General features: G+C 42.3%; 14 protein-coding genes. 3 read left to right on the top strand and 11 right to left on the bottom strand.

The window, feature by feature from the left end:
* Positions 1-23: 23 nt before the first annotated feature.
* Positions 24-203, top strand: coding sequence for a hypothetical protein (locus RMZ43_RS07730; RefSeq protein WP_428850703.1), 180 nt, complete (start codon positions 24-26; stop codon positions 201-203).
* 153 nt (positions 204-356) lie between these two features.
* On the opposite strand, the gene RMZ43_RS07735 is transcribed toward RMZ43_RS07730, so the two are convergent.
* The 4 genes from RMZ43_RS07735 to RMZ43_RS07750 all read right to left on the bottom strand — a co-directional run bounded on the left by RMZ43_RS07735 (position 357) and on the right by RMZ43_RS07750 (position 5514).
* Positions 357-1814, bottom strand: coding sequence for a methyl-accepting chemotaxis protein (locus tag RMZ43_RS07735; RefSeq protein WP_322652630.1), 1458 nt, complete (start codon positions 1812-1814; stop codon positions 357-359).
* Positions 1815-2007: 193 nt separating this feature from the next.
* Positions 2008-3048, bottom strand: coding sequence for a chemotaxis protein CheW (locus RMZ43_RS07740; RefSeq protein ID WP_428850704.1), 1041 nt, complete (start codon positions 3046-3048; stop codon positions 2008-2010).
* Positions 3049-3058: 10 nt separating this feature from the next.
* Positions 3059-4612, bottom strand: a complete 1554-nt coding sequence (locus RMZ43_RS07745) for a CheR family methyltransferase (RefSeq protein WP_322652628.1) — start codon at positions 4610-4612, stop codon at positions 3059-3061.
* Positions 4613-5295: 683 nt separating this feature from the next.
* Complete coding sequence (locus RMZ43_RS07750; protein WP_428850705.1) at positions 5296-5514, bottom strand: hypothetical protein; 219 nt, start codon at positions 5512-5514, stop codon at positions 5296-5298.
* A gap of 945 nt (positions 5515-6459) precedes the next feature.
* Here RMZ43_RS07750 and RMZ43_RS07755 point away from each other — a divergent pair.
* Entirely contained in the window at positions 6460-7563 is a 1104-nt protein-coding gene (locus RMZ43_RS07755) for a sulfonate ABC transporter substrate-binding protein (protein WP_322652626.1), read from the top strand.
* A gap of 49 nt (positions 7564-7612) precedes the next feature.
* On the opposite strand, the gene RMZ43_RS07760 is transcribed toward RMZ43_RS07755, so the two are convergent.
* From RMZ43_RS07760 to RMZ43_RS07790, 7 genes are all read right to left on the bottom strand, one after another.
* On the bottom strand, positions 7613-9463 hold the full coding sequence (locus RMZ43_RS07760) for an ABC transporter ATP-binding protein (RefSeq protein ID WP_322652625.1): 1851 nt from the start codon (positions 9461-9463) through the stop codon (positions 7613-7615).
* A 399-nt stretch (positions 9464-9862) separates the two neighbouring features.
* Positions 9863-10861: an aldo/keto reductase gene (locus RMZ43_RS07765; protein ID WP_322652624.1), complete on the bottom strand. Its 999-nt coding sequence runs from the start codon at positions 10859-10861 to the stop codon at positions 9863-9865.
* Between the two features lie 67 nt (positions 10862-10928).
* Entirely contained in the window at positions 10929-11603 is a 675-nt protein-coding gene (locus RMZ43_RS07770; RefSeq protein ID WP_322652623.1) for a class I SAM-dependent methyltransferase, read from the bottom strand.
* A 6-nt stretch (positions 11604-11609) separates the two neighbouring features.
* Entirely contained in the window at positions 11610-12263 is a 654-nt protein-coding gene (locus RMZ43_RS07775; protein WP_322652622.1) for a dienelactone hydrolase family protein, read from the bottom strand.
* Between the two features lie 105 nt (positions 12264-12368).
* A complete protein-coding gene (locus RMZ43_RS07780) occupies positions 12369-13907 on the bottom strand; it encodes an amidohydrolase family protein (RefSeq protein ID WP_322652621.1) in 1539 nt (512 codons plus the stop codon).
* 326 nt (positions 13908-14233) lie between these two features.
* Entirely contained in the window at positions 14234-15598 is a 1365-nt protein-coding gene (locus RMZ43_RS07785) for an LLM class flavin-dependent oxidoreductase (RefSeq protein ID WP_322648857.1), read from the bottom strand.
* A gap of 35 nt (positions 15599-15633) precedes the next feature.
* Entirely contained in the window at positions 15634-16455 is an 822-nt protein-coding gene (locus RMZ43_RS07790; RefSeq protein WP_322648856.1) for a class I SAM-dependent methyltransferase, read from the bottom strand.
* A 987-nt stretch (positions 16456-17442) separates the two neighbouring features.
* On the opposite strand from RMZ43_RS07790, the gene RMZ43_RS07795 reads away from it, so the two are divergent.
* On the top strand, positions 17443-18267 hold the full coding sequence (locus tag RMZ43_RS07795; RefSeq protein ID WP_322648855.1) for an ABC transporter permease subunit: 825 nt from the start codon (positions 17443-17445) through the stop codon (positions 18265-18267).
* The last annotated feature ends 28 nt before the right edge of the window (positions 18268-18295 follow it).

Genomic DNA, 18295 nt, shown 5'->3' on the forward strand with positions numbered 1-18295 from the left:
CACAAGTCTCTTGATCTGCACCTTTGTTGCATCAACCTGTACCTTTGTTGCATCAACCTGTACCTTTGTTACATCAACCTGCACCTTTGTTACATCAACCTGCACCTTTGCTGTATCAACCTGCACCTTTGTTACATCAACCTGTACCTTTGTTACATCAACCTGTACCTTTGTTGCATCGACCTGCACCTTTGTTACATTGACCCGCACCTTTGTTACATCAACCCGCACCTTTGTTACATTGACCCGCACCTTTGTTGCATCGACCTGCAAAAATTAACGAGGAAGGGGTCATTTCCTCCTGCTCCCGTTCGGCTACGCTCACGGCAAGCCTGCCCCCCTGCTCCCCTGCCCCCCTACACAACACTCTGTAATTTGTCGGCTGCATCATTGAGTTGGTGAGTGCTAAGGCGAGTCTGACTGATGCCGATCGCTGTTTCTCTAGCAGAGCTATTAAGTGCGTTCATTGCCTGTAAAATTTGCTGAACCGCAGTGGATTGCTGGCTAGCGTTTAACGAGATTTGCTGAATATTCAACACCATCCGATTGACAGACTCGGTAACACTGGTAAAGACCTCCACCGTCTGCTTAGTTATTGCCGCCCCCTGTTGAGCAGTTTTTGTACTTTCATCTGTCATCACAACGGTTGAGCTGATGGCGGATTGAATATCATTGACCAGCACATTAATTTTTTCAGTCGATTTCTTGCTCTGGTCTGCCAGTTTGCGAATTTCGGCGGCGACAACTGCAAAGCCTCTGCCCTGTTCCCCGGCGCGGACTGCCTCTACTGCTGCATTTAGCGCTAGCATATTGGTTTGATTTGCTAGGTCACTTACCAACCCGGAAATACTGCCAATTTGCTTAGTTTGTTCATTCAGGCGCAGCATTTGTTCTGCTACCGCACTGACTCTATGGCTCAAGGCTGCCATTCCTTCCAAGGTGCGGCTCAGTGATTGATTGCCTTGCTCTGCCAAATTTAAGACCTGTTGAGCGCTGGTTGAGGCAGTGGATGCTTGCTGGGCAGACTGTTGAGCAGAGGCGCTGAGTTCGTCCATTGTAGTGGTGGTTTCGCTGACCGAGACTGCCTGTTGGTTGGCAGTGCGCTCTTGTTGCTCGATTGTGGCAGCAATTTCAGCCGTCGAGGTGGCGATCGCACTGGCTGATTCATTTATCCGTCGAGCAGTGCGGCTAATTATCCAGATGCCAGTCAAAACTGACAACAGCAAGGAAAGTCCAGTCGCGGACAGAATTGTGAGCTTGAGCCTATCAAGTGCTGCTTGCTGTTGCTTGGCAGCTATAATCACATTCTGGTCTTCTCGGCGCTGAATTTCATTGATCGCACTTGTCAGGCGATCAACCATACTGCGGGCATTTTCGTTACTCCAGGTTTCAATAGCTTCCTGAACCTTGCTTTGATTCACTTTGCCAATCAAATCATCCTCGACAACCATTAAATTATTCAGCAGCCCCTCTAGCCTGGTTAATGACTGTTGCTCTTGCTCTGTTCTGGCAAGCGACATTAGCTTTGACAAAAGCTCTTTGAAGCTTCTTTGAGATTTTTGGTATTCGTCAAAGGATGTCTGATTTTTTTCTAACAAATACCCCCGAACTGACTTAGAACCGCTCTGTACATTTGTGGCAAGGGCATTAATCGCTGAATTAACGTTATAGGAAGAAACTAAACTCTGCGATCGCTGACTCACCAAGTTGATATTAATGAATATTAGCCCCGCAGAAATTACCAATGCCAAAATGGGAACCGCATAGCTGCCCATAATCCAGTATCTCAGTTTCCAACTTCGCTTACTTTGCATCTTGTTATCTCTTGTGAATGAATGAGTTCAAAGATTTCCCAATATTTCTATCATTTGTAATCTTTGCGATCGCACTTTTGAATCAACGGAAGATTGCACAACATTCTGTATATCGACTGCATTATCTCTGCGAGTTTGCTGCGAATCTCATTGATGATCTGTGGAACAAAACCTAACCCTAAATTTATAAGCGTTAGACTTCTTCATTGACAACTAACACCTCTGAAGTGAGCAATTTAGACAAATTGATGATGCTCATCATGCGATCGCGATAAGGTGCAACACCCTGGAGATAGTCGTCTTTAGCAGAATGCAGGGCAATTGGAGGCGTGGTTATTTGGGAAGGATGGATATACGTCACATCAAAAATGTCATCTACGGCAATGCCCGCCACTCGTTGATCCAGACGCACGACAACGGCTTGCTGATGCAATCGCACTCCATTCATGGGCAGATCGACCACATTATTGATGTTAATTAAGGTGACAATTTCGCCCCGCAAGTTGATGTTGCCAACAATATGCGGCGGACAGCAGGGAATCGGGGTAATCTTGTGAATTTCAGTAAACTCATGCACCGTTTCCAAGCCAAACCCAAAGTACTCACCCCCCAACCCCACAACGGCCAGAGGCAAGAGCGATGCCGAATCCTCGTCATTAATTGAACACCGCAGACTTTCAGTTCGCTCTTGAAAAATCTGTCGTTCCTGCGAATCGAAATGATCGTATAAGCCCTGATTTAGCTCTGAATCAGAAGAATGTTTTAGGGCGTCATTGACTGAGCCGTTGTTAAAATCAGAATTTAGATTGAAAACAGTCTCTATAAAGGCGTGTTGCACCAACAGTTCGGGATTAAGCAATGTAACGATGCCTTCCTCAACATTGGCAATGCCAGTCACCAATCTATCCTGCAAACTCTCTTTTGATTGACCGCAAACATTGGCAGCGATCCGATCGGGTGCGATCGCTTGTACACTATCCACTTGATTGACGATGATTCCGATTTGTTGAGTTTGCCACTCCAAGACAATCATGCTGTCAGTCAATTGAAAAGGGGGACGTGCTTGTTCTAAACGGTGATATAAATCCATCACGGGCAGAAACTTCCCTCGCAGGTTAATTACGCCTAAAATTGTGCTGGGAGTTTGTGCGATCGCAGTCACTTCTGGCAGAAAGAAGAGTTCTTGTACGGCTGTAGCCGGAATCCCATATCGTGAGTGATTGAGATTAAACATTAAATAAGATTCATGGCTCATAACTAGTTGAATTTAAGTGCTTAAGAACATGTGCTTTTAATTCAGCAGTGGTTTGCTGGTTATGGGAATCGATCGCTTGTTGGGGTAGATTTTGCAAAATTTCTAGAAGCGATCGCCAGGTTTTTTGAGCCTGTTTTTCATTTCCCTCTCGTTCGTATATAGAACCCAATTCCAGGTGAGCAGTAACAGAATTAGGAGCGAGATAAATAATACGTTTTAAAAATAATTTGGCGCTGTCGCGATCTCCTTGCTCTTCGGCAATTTGAGCCAACAAATAATAGGGTTCGATCGCCAATGGGTTGATCTGGAGTGCCTGCTGAGACGCCTGATTCGCCTGGGAGTAATCGCCAAAATTCGCGTAAGCTTCTGCCATCAAACAATATGCCTGAAAATGTTGGGGGGCGGGGGAGGCAGGGGAGGCAGGGGAGGAAAGAGAGTTATTAATATTAAACAATTTCTCTTCCCCTGCTTCTTTTCTACCCCTGCTTGCCTCAACAGATAACTTTGTTAACCAAACCGGATTGAGAGAGGGGGAAAAAATTTCGGTTTCCCTGCTCTCAATGGCAGCAGGTTTTATGGTATTCAAGACTTTGCTTTGCTCGTTGAGCGAGGTATGCCTTTGATAAACCGCAGATTGCGGAAAATTTTTGACTTGAAACGGTTCAGTTTTTTGCCCGTGTAATTCTGTGTGACCTGTGAGCAGAAACCCTCCCGGTATCAAAGAGCAGTAAAATTTGTCTATAACTTGTGCGATCGCGTTGAAGTCAAAATAAATAAACACATTGCGGCAAATAATCAAATCGAAATCGTGAATCCTGGATGCGTAAGCGGGATAATTATCCTGCATCAGGTTCCCAGGTTGAAACGTGACCATTGCTCGAATAGCAGGATCGATTTTCCAACCCTTTTTGTGGGATCGAAAGTAGCGATTTTTGATTTCTTGAGTGGTTGTCCGAAAAGACCAATCGCTATAAATTCCTTGTTGAGCCAGTGCGATCGCGGGTTGATTAATATCTGTGCCTAAAATCAGAATGTCCCATGTCTGATTGTCAGGGATTAGTTCCTTCACCAAAATGGCAAGTGAGTAAGCTTCTTCACCAGTCGAACACCCAGCACTCCAAAGCCGTAATGTTGGCCGATAAAATTCTCCATTAGCAGCGTTGTACTGAGTTAAACTAAGCTCCCGTTTGCGCTCGATTAACTCTGGGAGCAGCTGATTTTTGAGCAGCGACATCTGCCCCTGATCCCGAAAAAAATAAGTTTCAGTGACAGTGAGTAAAGAAATTAGTTCTTGCCACTCTGTCGCACCAGGAATTAATTGATTTCTTGTCACCAAGAACTGATAGTAATCATTGAGTGAGCATAATCCCAGCGCCCGGATGCGAGTTAAAAGATTTTTCTTTAATGTATCTTGATAGTGGGGCTTGATGTGAATACCGAATTTATCAGCAATCAGATCAACCATCTGTGACAAACTAAAGTCATCACTGTGTTGAGAATTAGATTCAATTAAAATGGGGCGATCGCCGAGCATCTGATTCATCACTACATGACTTTCAAGCTGATACGCTTAGGTTTCCCATTTCAATCTCTTTATTCAGATTTATATGATGTGTGGTATTCAACTTAGATACAAGTAAAAACCTGCAAGTTCGTCTAAAAAACTTGCTATATATAGGTTTTAGAGAATAATATTTTTAAGCTTAACCCGGTTTTTCATTCTATTAATGATGCTGTTGGCGAAATATCTCTTAACAATTTATTCGCAATAAGCTTTATCTAATGACAACATTAGCGGAGTTCTATGAAAAACACCTAAGAGACTTCCAGAAAATAAATTATCCAATTTACTCAGATCATATTTTTCTTTCTCCCCCAGCAAGAACTGCTCCCTGCCCCTTTGCCTACACCACGATAGAATATTTTTTTAGTTGGAAGTCCCTAAGACGTCAGGGCGAACGCACGGTATTTCTGAAACCCCTGCTGGATAAGGATCTTGACGAAAAAATAGGCTAAATTAAAAAACGCCAAAACCCTTGCTATTAAAGGATTCTTATACTTTAGATGCGTTTGCCCTGCCTGAGACGTGTTGAATATTTAATACTAAAAATTCTTTTCGTGATTTATATCTGTTGCCTTCTTTTGGAGAATTGGCATAAGTCAACATATAATCCACTTATTCGGACTGTTCGCTTACAATTCTATGGTGTTGATGCCCATGAATGATTAAAAAGATTTGAATTTATGGAAGTACATTTTTGTTGGTTGTGAACTGGGGCTATTTTCTTTTGGTAACTCCCAGATATCTCGTGTTTGCTGTTGTTCATCGACTAATAATTTAAGATGAGTTGGTAATTGAGGCTGTTGCCCTAATAACCAAGGCACTCCATCTAATAGCTCTCTTTCAACTTGTCCATTAAATATCTGCTCACCGTTGTTAGCCATAAACTGTAATAAATAAGTTGGCAAGAAAAATTCAATGTAAATGATTTTAGATTTCTATTCTTTCAATCTAGGCAACAGTGACTGTTTGTTGTTCTCTTCGCTGTACTTCTTTTTTTACTAACGGAATCACATCTCGACCGTAAGGGATGTCTGACGACAAGCCGCTTCTCTCCGAGACGCTACGCGAACGCGTCTACGCATCTTCCACGGGGTCAAAACCACGAATCAAAAATGTTGTCAGTTGTAACGGGGATTTAGAAAAAGCCACAACACTTGCGGCTTGATAGAAGCCGGGGACTTAAACCCCTACATTTTGTTAAAATTTTAATTTTTGAATTTCATTTAGTTCAAAATAGTAGCTTTCAGCAGTAATGATGACTGTATGCAAACAGAGCGCAAAAGTTGAGGCAAGGGGTTTACACACCTACCTTTTCTGCGGAACGCTATGTAAACAGCGATCGCACTCTCATAAATACTACTTATTGTCGATAGACTTACTGTATTTTTATATAAAAGAGCTTTACACACTTTTTCTTAAAAATCAAGAGCATCTTAATATAAGTTAAACTCGATTGAATAAAGTTGTAAGAAATAGTAAAAACTTGTCGCTCTGCAAAAAGCTTTATTTTAATAAATCGAGCATAAAAAACTAAATTTGCGGCAATTTTACGAATTTATTGCAATTTGGTATTGAAAAATGCATGTTATCAGATTTGGTTGACACAAGCAACTGTATTTTTAGGTTTAAGTTTTAGCCGTAAATACCTATTTACTAAAATTTTTATGAGATGCTAGTATCTTGTAAAAAGTTAAATACTGTAAATCGATTGATTTGGTGTAAATTAATAAAAATATAAATTTAGCAAAATCATCATAAATTACTTGCTCTAATGATACTAAGAATCAATAGACTTAGCATTTTCCCGAAAAAAGAGGTCAAAATTAATGTTTGAGTTTTTATTTAACCGCATAATAATCTATTGGAAACAATGGGTGATTTCCAGATTTGCTAGTCAAACACGGTTATTATCAACTGCTCCTATACAAATTACTGGAGCTTTTATTACTGGCTTATGCCTCAGCTTACTATTTGCTGCTTGTACAGCAAATAATCCAAGTAATACTACAAATGTATCTGCCAATAATTCCACTCAAACTAAAGCATCAGTAGTTAGATTTGGCTATCAGAAATCAGCAATTCTCCTAAAAACTAAAGGGCTTTTAGAAAAGCGATTACAAGGTGAAGGTGCATCTGTTCAATGGATTGAATTTCCGGCTGGTCCACAGCTTTTAGAAGCTATGAATGTTGGCAGTATTGACTTTGGGCATACTGGAGAATCGCCACCAATTTTTGCCCAGGCAGCAGGTGCTGCAATCACATATATTGCAGGAATTGCACCAAGTCCTGCAAGTTCAGCAATTCTTGTTTCCAAAAAATCAGCTCTCAAAACAGTCAACGATCTCAAGGGAAAAAAGATAGCTTTCCAAAAAGGTTCTAGCGCCCATTATATGCTGGTACAAATTTTAGAAAAATATGGTTTGAAATATAGTGATATTCAACCCATATATTTACCGCCAGCCGATGCTCGTGCTGCTTTTATCAAAGGTAGTATTGATGCTTGGTCAATTTGGGACCCATTTTACGCAGCAGCCGAGAAATCTGCTGATGCTCGTGTATTAATTGATGGTACAGGAATTAATAAACAGGGAGGCTTTTACCTTGCCAGCAAAAAATTTGCTAGCCAGCAACCAGAAATTATTAAGACATTACTAGAAGAAATTCAAAATCTTGAACAATGGTCTGATCAACATCGAGATGAAGTAGCAGCAAATCTCTCTCCCATTTTAGGCATTGATTTGGAAACAATGCAAAAAAGTACTAACAGAAGAAAGTTTGGCATCACACCAATTTCTCAAGAATTAATTACTCTTCAGCAGCAAGTTGCTGATAAATTCTATGAACTGAAATTGATTCCCAAAGAAATTAATATCAAAGAAGCGATGCTTACACCTGAGCAATATGCAGCTTTTTCACCCAAAATTAATTGAAAAAGGCAGGAGGTAGGCGCTAAAAATGCGCCTACCTACTTACTCGAAACTATCCTGTTTGTAGTTCGGAGGCATTTTGATTATTGGCTTCTACAGGTAAGAATCCACCTGCCTGCATTTTCCATAATCTGTAGTAAGCGCCACGGCGTGCCAGCAGTTTGGCGTGGGTACCATCTTCGATAATCCGCCCTTGATCAAATACCAAAATGCGGTCTAGATGGGCAATAGTAGAAAGTCGATGAGCTACCACGATGACGGTTTTTCCATCCATCGCTAAATCTAGAGTATCTTGGATTGCTTTTTCGGTGATAGAATCGAGGCTGGAGGTAGCTTCATCTAGAATCAGAATTGGCGCATCTTTGAGAATTACCCGCGCGATCGCAATTCTTTGTCTTTGCCCTCCAGAAAGTTTGACACCGCGTTCACCAACCAAAGAATCATAACCTTCTTTAATCTGCGCGATAAAATCATGAGCATAAGCCTTACGTGCTGCCTCGATCACTTCCTCATCGGTGGCATCTAATCGTCCATAACGAATATTTTCTATTAATGTCCGATGGAACAGAGACGGATCTTGAGGAATCAAGCTGATCTGGGCGTGTAAGGCATCTTGCGTCATGTCTTGAATATCCACCCCATCAATGAGAATCTGTCCCGATTGGGGATCGAATTGACGCAAAATTAGATTTACAAAACTGGATTTCCCAGAGCCAGAAAAGCCAACCAGTCCGACACGCTGCCCTGGTTGAATGGTAATAGAGAGGTTGTCGAATACTTTTTTGCCAGGGGAGTAGCCAAAATTCACTTGCCGAAATTCGATCTTACCTTGGGTAATTGAGTGGGCGATCGCATTCTCTCGATCAATGATCTCGTGGGGCTGAACGATAGTAAAGACACCATTGGCAACATTGCCGACATGTTCAAAAAATTCTAGAAACCGTCTACTTAAATTGCGGGCCTCACTAATAATTAACAGCGACAGACTAGTTGCTACGACGAAATCCGCAGTTGCGATCGTCCCGTGACTCCAAAGTGAGAGCGAGTAATACAAAGTGCCAATTTTCAGGACTGCTGCTGAAATAAACTGAAACCAACGGATTCGCTCCGAGTACCAGTTGGATTTTCTCACCTGTTTGAGTTCGTCCTTTAATTGCTCATTCAAATAACGTCGTTCAAAACCCAGGCGAGCAAACAGTCGGCTACTAGTGAGATTTGTTACTGTATCTACAATTATGCCAGTTGTCTCACTTCTGGCGGCTGCGGCTTTCCGGGAATAAATTCGGCAGCGAGTTGCCAACCAGAACGAAATACTGATGAATAGAACTGCCCATATCCCCACGAATGCAGCAAGCGGAGGATAGGCGCGATACAGTAACATGGTGGCAACACTATACACAACAATTACTGGCATAAATTCAGTAATCATCATTTGCATCGTCTGGGTAACACCTAGAGAAGTTTCACTAATCCGATGTGCCAATGCCCCGGAAAAACTGCTGCTTAGGTAGCGATGGGAATGATGTTGCAAATAGGCATATAGCGATCGCACAATGTGCTGTCGGTGGATCGGATGGAGAATAGTTTGCAAGAGTCCAGCTGATCGCCCAAATACCACTTCACCCACACTCAAGGCTGTGAACAACATTAAGGGTTGCCTCACTGCATCAAAAATTAACTTGCTATCGCCCGTCGATCGCGTCACGCTCCGAATGATCTCGCCAATGGCGTAAGGTAACATAATGCCGCAGGTTGCGTGTATTACCTCCAGAATCACCATTAGCACATACCACCACCGGAACTGGTTAACGAAATAGCAAATGAACCTAAAGGTCGTGTCTGGCAAGTCGGGTGCATTAGCTGCACGTTGAAAGGATTTGGATTGTCTGGACTTTTTATTCATGAAAGTTGATAGATTAGTATCACATATACCAATTCGTAATTTGTAATGAAGAAGGCAGGAGGCAGAGGGCAGAAGGCAGAAGGAACAATTGGGCGGGTCGGGTAAGAGTGGTACAGTAATGTATCCTACTCTTACCCGACCAGGTTTGCTTCGGTCACACCCAGAGGATAGGAAGCAGCATTCCCTTCTGCCTCCTGCCTCCTGCCCGACGCTCGCGGACTCGCTAACGCTGCGCTATCTGCCTTTCTTGATAACAGCCCAAGTCACGCTAGGCGAACGAGATTGAGAAAGTCACATTTCATCTAGGTTTTTGCATCATTTTGGAGAATTGGTATTAGCTATTCTGTCCTCTAATCACTAAATCCTTTCCTAGCAACCAAATTTCTATGCTGATAACCCTTAACGCAGAGAATCTCCCCGACGGTATTCGGCGGTGATGTCGTCTAGTTTTTGTTTCAAATTGTCATCGAGTTGGAATTCTACAGCCTTGAGGGTGTCAGCAAGTTGTTCTGGTCGGCTAGCACCAATGATGGGGGCGGTAATAATGGGATTAGCCAGTACCCAAGCCACCGCTAAAGTAGTAAGTGACAAGCCAGCGAATTCTGCGACTGTACGTAATTCCTCAACAGTATTAAATTCGCGATCGCGCCAGTATCGTTCTTGATAACGTTCTGCGGCAGTACCCAAGGTAAAACGTGTGCCTGCGGTAGGGCCTTGAGTTAGATTGTGTTTGCCAGTCAATAGACCACCTGCTAAGGGATTGTAAGGAATTACACCTAGTCCCTCTTCTTTCGCCAAAGGCAAAAGTTCTCGCTCAATTTCGCGGAATAATAAATTATAGCGGGGTTGAATTGAAACAAAGCGAGTCAGATTTCGCACATCGGCGCGACCCAAAGCGCGGCTGAGTCGGTAAGCCAAGAAGTTAGAAACCCCGATATAGCGTACCTTGCCAGCACGAACTATCGTGTCTAGTGCTTCTAGAGTTTCATCAAGAGGGGTTGAAGCATCGTCAGAATGCAATTGGTACAGGTCAACATAATCAGTTCCCAGTCGTCTGAGGGAAGCATCAATTGCATCCAAAATGTGTTTGCGCGAAGCACCCTGATCCCAAGGTGCAGGGCCAACCTTACCTACAGCCTTCGTAGCCAAAATAAAATGTTCGCGTTTGCCTTTGAGCCAGCGCCCAATAATTTCCTCGGTACTTCCAGCAGTAGCTAGCCCACCCCCAAGGGGATAAACATCGGCTGTATCGAGAAAGTTGATGCCAGCATCGGCGGCGGTGTCAAGAATTTGTCTGGAAGTTTCTTCATCTGTCTGCAATCCAAAAGTCATTGTACCGAGACAGAGACGGGAAACGGTCAATCCAGTTTGACCGAGTTTAGTTGTTGGTAATGTCATGGAGATATTCGTCGTTGTTGATTAAGAATTTAAAAGCTGAGGTTTTTCGTTACAGATTGCAAGCAGACTAATCTGGCTGTATTGCCTTACCCCACCAAACTCTTTTAAACAGCTTGCCCGTTTGCTCATGCAATATTTCATAATGTTTTAGCTCTACATCTTTCCAATCAGATAAGAGGTCTAACAAATATTCTTGAGTGAAAAAGTGCATAGTTTGTCCATGACGTTCTAGAAAGTAATTTGGCTCTATTTCGCGCATGATTGGGTGACGTTCGGCCCGAACTAAAGCATCTTCTGTAGAATTAACGTGGAAAACAAACAATCCGTTGGGGCGTATTATCCGGCGAATTTCTTTAAACAATTCGCGTGTAATCCGATCTGAAAACATGTGGATGGCAACATTGGACATGACAGCATCAAAAGTTGCTTTATTAAAAGGCAAAGGTTTTGCCATGTCGGCAACTACAAACTGTGCGTCCAATCCTAACTTTTCGGCCTTCTCACGTCCTTGTCGTACTGCTTCATCTGAAAAATCCAGACCAATTACTGTAAAACCTTGTTGTACAAGACGTAACACGTCGTTTCCTGTACCGCAACCAAGGTCAAGCACGGTTTTAACTTTAGCAGCATTAAGGAACGGAAGGTGAACCTTCGTCCATTGGTTTCCCCAATCTAAATCAGTGCTAGTATCCTTCAATTTAGTGAAGAATTGATTCCAGTGATCAGATGATGCGTAAGACATAGAGTTTCAGACAACTAGGGGTATATTGCGACGGCTCTGTGAAATCAGCCATTCTTGCAATTTCGGGTCACTGTACACTTCATCGGCTATAAAATGATCCCCTTCAGGTAGTACAGTAAAATCTACTGTCCCCCCTAGTCCGCGCAAGGTATCGACAATATGTTGTGCATCCTCAATCGGCAGTTTTTCGTCCTTTCCACCTTGGAATATTTGGATAGGAATGTTCTTAAGAGCAGCTAGTTGGCTTGCTTCTAATGTTTTGGGTGCACGACCAGACACTGCTACCAGACCAGCGAAGCGACTAGGATGAGAAGCAGCGATATGCCATGCTCCAGCCGTACCTAAACTGAATCCAGACAAAATCACACGGGACGGATCGATGGGTTGGGAAGTGATGAGATTATCCAACAAAGCAATGACGTCAGATTCTCGATCTATCCAGGTTTGTCCTTCAGGAAGTTGGGGGGCTGCAAAGACATAAGGTAACGAGCTTGACTCATTTACAAAACGAGGTAAACCCCATTTGAGTAACACATTTAGATCGTTACCGCGATCGCGCGCTCCATGTAGAAATAACACAAGAGGTGCGGGTTTTTTGGCATCATCAGAGACAGGTGAGAAAATATAAGGCAATAAATCGGAGCGGTGTTCAATAGGCATAGCTGTAATTCCTGAAGTATGTGTTTGATTTAGGAATTGGGGACTAGAAATCATCTAATCCCCATGACTGGTAAAAATCTCTAGATTGTGAACTTGTTTCGTGATTTATGCCACTACAAGTTTCTTATCTACTTGTGGGGATGCAATTTCACTGACTTTGGATTCAATCGCTGTACCCTTGAAGAAGTCGGGGTTAGATTCGGTGTAAAACTTGTAAGGATTATTGAATACATAAGCCTTAAAGTCCGCTTCAGAAATCACACCTTCTTGTACCAAATCCCAGCTTTCCGCTAGTGGGTCGGTCAAATCTGGCACATCCCAGTGGCCAACATCAGAGGAGTAGATGGCGTTGATTTTTACACCCAAGGGATTAGCTTTGTTGTTAAATGCAGCTGCGATGGTGCGATCGTCAGACTCGGAACCAAAGAAGAAACTATTTACCCAGCGATCGCGAATATCTTCAATGCTTTCAATCTCGGCAGCGGCAAAATCTTCTAGTTCGCTACCAACGGGTGAACGGCTATGACGGTTGAAGGAAGAACCCAAGACACTCTTTGTCAGTTCTTCTTTAGTGAGAAGATATTCTTTTAAGAATTCACTACCGAAACGCTCAAACAACAAGAACAACTCATCAGCATTTGTTAGTTCTGGGTTGTAGTTTTGCAGTCCTTTAAGATTGCGCTTGGAGAATCTATCCACTAAATGAATGTAGACATGTGCGCCCCAATCTGCACCGCCTTCAAGCATAGCTACGCGCAACTGTGGGAAACGTTTGGTAACACCACCAAAGAACAGTGCTTTGGCAAATGCTTGTGAGCCATCGGCAAAGTGACCGATATGGTTGTTCATGTAGTTGCTGATGGAAGAGCGTCCAGTCCAGCCTTGACTGCCGTAATGGGTAGTAATGGGTACACCTAACTCAACTGCTTTTGCCCAGAATGGATCGTAGTCATATTCACTATCCAATCCGTAAAAGTCAATGTAAGAGGCATACTTGGCGATTTCAGGGTATTGATCTGCTGGATATTTATCAGCGATCGCCTTAATTGGCCGTTTTACACCACCAGGAATATTAGCTACCTTTAGACCTAGTGTTTTCACTGCAAACTCTAGCTCCTCAACAGCCTCTTGAGGATTACCCATAGGGATACCAGCAACAGGTGTCAGGCGATCGCTATATTTCCGGTACAAGTCAGCGTGATAGTGATTGACTGCGCGTTGCAGTGCTTGACGATTCTCTTTACTAGCTCCAGCTGGTGCGAGAACATTATTCGGAAATAACACTGAATAATCTGATCCCTGCTCCGCCTGACGTTGATAGAACAATTCGGGCAAAGTGTAAGTCGCTAAATCTAAAGTGTTGCGAGTAACTCTCGCCCACCAAGGCGATCGAATTGTGCGGTTGTACTGACGTTCTTCTGGAGTTTGTTGATACCAGTCTTTACCATTGCTCTTGGAATTGAGACGAGAAGATTCCGCCTTGCGTAATTCATCTACGAGTTTCGAGCCACCGTATTTAGCAATGTAATCCTCCAGCGCTGGAGTGAAATCATTAGTGTGAACATCGGTGTCGATTATCGGATAATCAAGGGTTGCTTTGATTGCGGCGGAACGGGAAGTTTTTAATCTGCTATATTCAGTCATGTTTTTTTCCTTGAATAAATGACAGAAGTAGTGCTGAGAAATGAGTTATGAGTGCTGAGTACAACAACCCATCTGGGTATTACTTGGTAATTTATTGGATTGAAAGCCCAATAAAACCCTAAAATTTATAGGCGATTTATCGCATCTGGATAACTCAGCTAAGACAATTGCTACAACTGAAAGAACCTGTAACACAGTGGTTCACTGTAGGAGTGTCTACAGCACTCGAAACTCAATACTTTTTTGATCAGGACTTACGCTTTTTGTTTGTAGTAAGGACTTTAGTCCTGATTTTGTTCAAGTAGCGTTGCGTAAGCCCTATTGATTTACGCCAAAACCAATCTTGCATCGACTTGTTTAGCGGCAAATTGATTACCCGGACGACGCAGCCCCAGATTTTCCCTCAAAGTGCTACCTTCGTATTCAGTACGGAACAGTCCCCGTTTCTGCAAGATGGGAACGACCAAGTTTACGAATTCATCCAATCCTGTGGGCAAAATTGGCGGCATGATATTAAAACCATCTGCTGCACCATTGTTGAACCATTCCTCTAGTTGATCGGCAATACTTTCGGGAGTACCAAGTATGGTGCGATGACCTCGTGCAGTAGCTAGAGACAGATATAACTGACGCAGCGTCAGAGTCCCACGAGTAGCCAAATCTCTGACTAGTTTCAGACGACTCTTGTTATTGTTAGTATCACTGGGCAGTTCAGGAGCTAGATCATCTAGAGAATACTTGGATAGATCCACACCCTTGTAATAGGTCTTTAAAATACCCCAAGCTACATCGGGATGAATCAACGATTGCAGAAATTCGTATTTCTCTTGAGCTTCTTCCTCAGTCCGCCCAATAATGGGGAAAGCCCCAGGCATGATTTTCAGATCCTCTGGAGAACGCCCATATTGTGCTAGCCTCCCTTTGATATCAGCGTAAAATTCCTGGGCATCGGCTAGGGTTTGATTGGCGGTGAAGATTACTTCAGCAGTACGCGCGGCTAAATCCCGTCCAGCTTCAGAGGCTCCAGCTTGCACAATCACCGGGTAACCTTGGGGTGGACGACCGACATTTAAAGGGCCCTTAACAGAAAAATGTTTGCCTTTGTGGTTGAGTATGTGTAGTTTATTCTGGTCGAAATAGATACCAGATTCTCTGTCACGGATGAAAGCATCATCTTCCCAACTATCCCACAATCCTTTCACCACTTCCACAAACTCTTCAGCACGTTCATAACGCTGACTGTGTTCTGGATGATGCTCCAGACCAAAATTAAGTGCGGCGTTTTCATTACCTGTAGTAACTACATTCCAGCCCGCCCGACCTTTACTCAAATGATCCAAAGAAGCAAACTTCCGTGCCAGTGTGTAGGGTTCTTCGTAGGTAGTTGAGGCGGTAGAAATGAAGCCGATGTTTTCGGTTACAGAAGACAATGCCGAAAAGAGTGTGACTGGCTCAAAATGCACAAGTTTACCATTGCGTTTTTGAGTTTCTGGAGCGCCACCCCAAACTCCTGGACTGTCCGCCAGAAAAACTGCATCAAACAAGCCGCGTTGGGCAGTCTGGGTAATTTCTTTGTAATGCTCAAAATTGAATCCAGCGTCTATCTGTGCATCTGGATGTCGCCAGGCAGAAACATGATGTCCAGTAGCTTGAATGAATGCACCTAAACGAAACTTGCGTGTTTTACTCATCTACTTTTTTGTGTATGGCTAAATAGCATTCAAAATTAATGCTTCCAAATTACTTGGATTGTTGCTGTAAGTTCTTCTGTAAAGTGTCCAGAAGGCTCAACTGCTAGTAATGCTTCTTTGATATCTGCTTCAAATGCTTCAGCTTTATCGCCATAGAAAATTTTCAAAGAGAAGGCTGTAGTGTACAAGTAGCCAAGATAGCTGGAGACTGTCCAGGATTTTTCAAATGGCACTTCATACACTTCTTGGCGAGCAAATTTTGAATTGGCAATTACAACTTCGTGGGGAGGATCAACTGGTTTACGAATACCTTGTCCTCGTTGTCCAGTTCGCCTTTCTTCACCTAACCATTTTTTCACTACTTCTACGGCAGCTTGTTTCCAGGGTAAAGAACTTATCCAAGGATTATCACCTGTATTGAGCAGTGCTACACCTCCATCATCTGCCAGCAATTCATAAAGGCGTTCTAGTACGAGTTCCCGTTCCATCCAGTGAAAGGCTCTGCCAATGGTAGCTAGTTTAAATACCCCTAGACTAGGGTTAATTAGTTCTGCGCCTTGTTCGAACCAAGTAATATTGTTTCCTCCTACGCTTGCTGCTTGGCGTTGCGCTTCTTTAAGCATTTCCGGATCGGGATCGATCGCAACTACTTCCTGAAATTTAGTGCTGAGGGGAATGGCAATTAAACCTGGCCCAGTACCCAAATCAAGCAGTCGTCCCTGACCATTAAGATGAAAAATTTCGGTTAATTTGTCGAATACAGCAGGTGGGTATTTAGTTCTGTATTGAGCGTAAACCTCAGCTGCACCCTCAAATAATGTTGGATCGTAAGTAGGAAGTGTTTTCAGTTGGGTCATAAGTTAGTTTTTTAGTGAATCAATCTCTATTTGGCTATTGGCGATTAGGTATTGGCAAAATTATTCTGAATATTTCCCTTGTCTGTGTTGCTAGAACAAATCTATAAAGGAGGACTTGTAGTATGAGAATAACAAGGTTCTTACCAAGTTTGTTTGAATTACTTAGAACATTGATAGGGCGTTTCACTACTACTTGCATCAGGTATACGATTAATTTTTGCCCGATCAATATTTTTTGTAGCTCTGGCTAAGTAGTCAGCCCATAAATGAAATGCTGTAGTTTATTCTTTCTAAAATACTACAACTTGATTGGTTTACCGTATTTTGTCTATTTAACAGAGTTTTTCACACTTACGAGAAAAAGGCAAGTACTGCTTAACACAAATTTGCTAATATTTTCTTTTAAAGAATATATCTTAATGTACTTGTTTTTTTAGCTATTTTATGCAATTATCCAAAGTTAGCGGTAAAACTACTAAAACTCAATCGGTATTTAGTACTTTAATGAGAACCATCGGCAAGACGCACACATTTCTTTGCATTTATAGACTTTTTATTCTTATAGGTTAAACAACAACATACGAATTATTCCTAGCTTGTATCTAATTACCAAGCGCGAACATCCCGAACATAAATAACGAGCCGATTTCGGTGGATTCTCTTTGCACTATCTTTAGTTTCTAGTCAGCAAATCACAGGAAAATCCCATAGCCAAAGCTGAAAAAGGAATATTCCCCGCCCCCTATCTTGAGAATTGCTTTTTAGTTAATTTGGTGTAAAATATCATAAATATACGATAATTCGATCGATATATAGTAGTTTAAAGAATAATACGCAAACGACAAGGTAATTTTTTGGGTTTGTTCCCCATTATGTCCCTGTCTCGCTAAAACAAACATACGTAACACCAAAGCTATTCAGTCCTATTGACGAAATAGCTTTTAAATTGAGAGAGAATTTCATAAAACAACAACTAATTGGTAGCTTATGACTGTTACTCTGAAAAATAAAAGCAGCAAAAAATCCCTAGAAGTATTATTCAACAAGAAAATCGCTGATCCAATCATCCCTTGGGTAGTACCTCTTATAGTACTAATACTTTGGGAAGTTGCTTCTAGAACTGGTTTACTTTCCAGCAGAATTCTTCCAGCACCAAGTAGTGTAGTTTTTACGGCATTTAGGTTAGCCTCAACTGGAGAGCTTTTCCAACACATGGGAATCAGTGCTGCACGCGCTATATCTGGTTTTATCGTTGGTGGCGGAATTGGCTTTATTTTGGGATTACTCACTGGGTTTTCTCGCATTGCAGAACAATTGTTAGATAGTTCTTTACAAATGCTGCGTACTATTCCCAACTTGGCATTAATTCCCCTAGTAATTTTATGGTTTGGGATTGGCGATCAAGCTAGATTATTTTTAGTTTCTATAGGTGTATTCTTTCCAATTTATCTTAATACCTATCATGGAATTCGTAGTGTAGATCCCGCTCTAATTGAAATGGGCAGAGTTTATGGCTTAAAAACATCGCAGCTTTTGTGGCAAATTGTTTTTCCAGGAGCTTTATCTTCAATTTTGATTGGCGTCCGCTTTTCTTTGGGGATTATGTGGCTATCGTTAATTGTAGCTGAACAAATTGCAGCAGATTCCGGCATTGGTTATATGGCAATGAACGCCCGTGAGTTTATGCAAACAGACGTTGTGGTGTTAAGTATTGTCATCTATGCACTGTTAGGTAAACTTGCAAATTCTATTGCCAAAGCTCTAGAAAACAAATTTTTATCATGGAATCCTAATTACACATCTGCTGGATAAGATATTAAATCGAAGGTTAAACAACCGT

The organism is Nostoc sp. CmiVER01, assembly GCF_034531135.2.
In the GTDB taxonomy this organism is placed as follows: Bacteria; Cyanobacteriota; Cyanobacteriia; order Cyanobacteriales; family Nostocaceae; genus Nostoc.

What these genes read in the sequence shown, in the direction of transcription:
- RMZ43_RS07735 (WP_322652630.1), bottom strand. Translation starts at nt 1,814, where the DNA reads ATGCAAAGTAAGCGAAGTTGGAAACTGAGATACTGGATTATGGGCAGC.
- RMZ43_RS07740 (WP_428850704.1), bottom strand. Translation starts at nt 3,048, where the DNA reads ATGTTTAATCTCAATCACTCACGATATGGGATTCCGGCTACAGCCGTA.
- RMZ43_RS07745 (WP_322652628.1), bottom strand. Translation starts at nt 4,612, where the DNA reads ATGAATCAGATGCTCGGCGATCGCCCCATTTTAATTGAATCTAATTCT.
- RMZ43_RS07750 (WP_428850705.1), bottom strand. Translation starts at nt 5,514, where the DNA reads ATGGCTAACAACGGTGAGCAGATATTTAATGGACAAGTTGAAAGAGAG.
- RMZ43_RS07755 (WP_322652626.1), top strand. Translation starts at nt 6,460, where the DNA reads ATGTTTGAGTTTTTATTTAACCGCATAATAATCTATTGGAAACAATGG.
- RMZ43_RS07760 (WP_322652625.1), bottom strand. Translation starts at nt 9,463, where the DNA reads ATGAATAAAAAGTCCAGACAATCCAAATCCTTTCAACGTGCAGCTAAT.
- RMZ43_RS07765 (WP_322652624.1), bottom strand. Translation starts at nt 10,861, where the DNA reads ATGACATTACCAACAACTAAACTCGGTCAAACTGGATTGACCGTTTCC.
- RMZ43_RS07770 (WP_322652623.1), bottom strand. Translation starts at nt 11,603, where the DNA reads ATGTCTTACGCATCATCTGATCACTGGAATCAATTCTTCACTAAATTG.
- RMZ43_RS07775 (WP_322652622.1), bottom strand. Translation starts at nt 12,263, where the DNA reads ATGCCTATTGAACACCGCTCCGATTTATTGCCTTATATTTTCTCACCT.
- RMZ43_RS07780 (WP_322652621.1), bottom strand. Translation starts at nt 13,907, where the DNA reads ATGACTGAATATAGCAGATTAAAAACTTCCCGTTCCGCCGCAATCAAA.
- RMZ43_RS07785 (WP_322648857.1), bottom strand. Translation starts at nt 15,598, where the DNA reads ATGAGTAAAACACGCAAGTTTCGTTTAGGTGCATTCATTCAAGCTACT.
- RMZ43_RS07790 (WP_322648856.1), bottom strand. Translation starts at nt 16,455, where the DNA reads ATGACCCAACTGAAAACACTTCCTACTTACGATCCAACATTATTTGAG.
- RMZ43_RS07795 (WP_322648855.1), top strand. Translation starts at nt 17,443, where the DNA reads ATGACTGTTACTCTGAAAAATAAAAGCAGCAAAAAATCCCTAGAAGTA.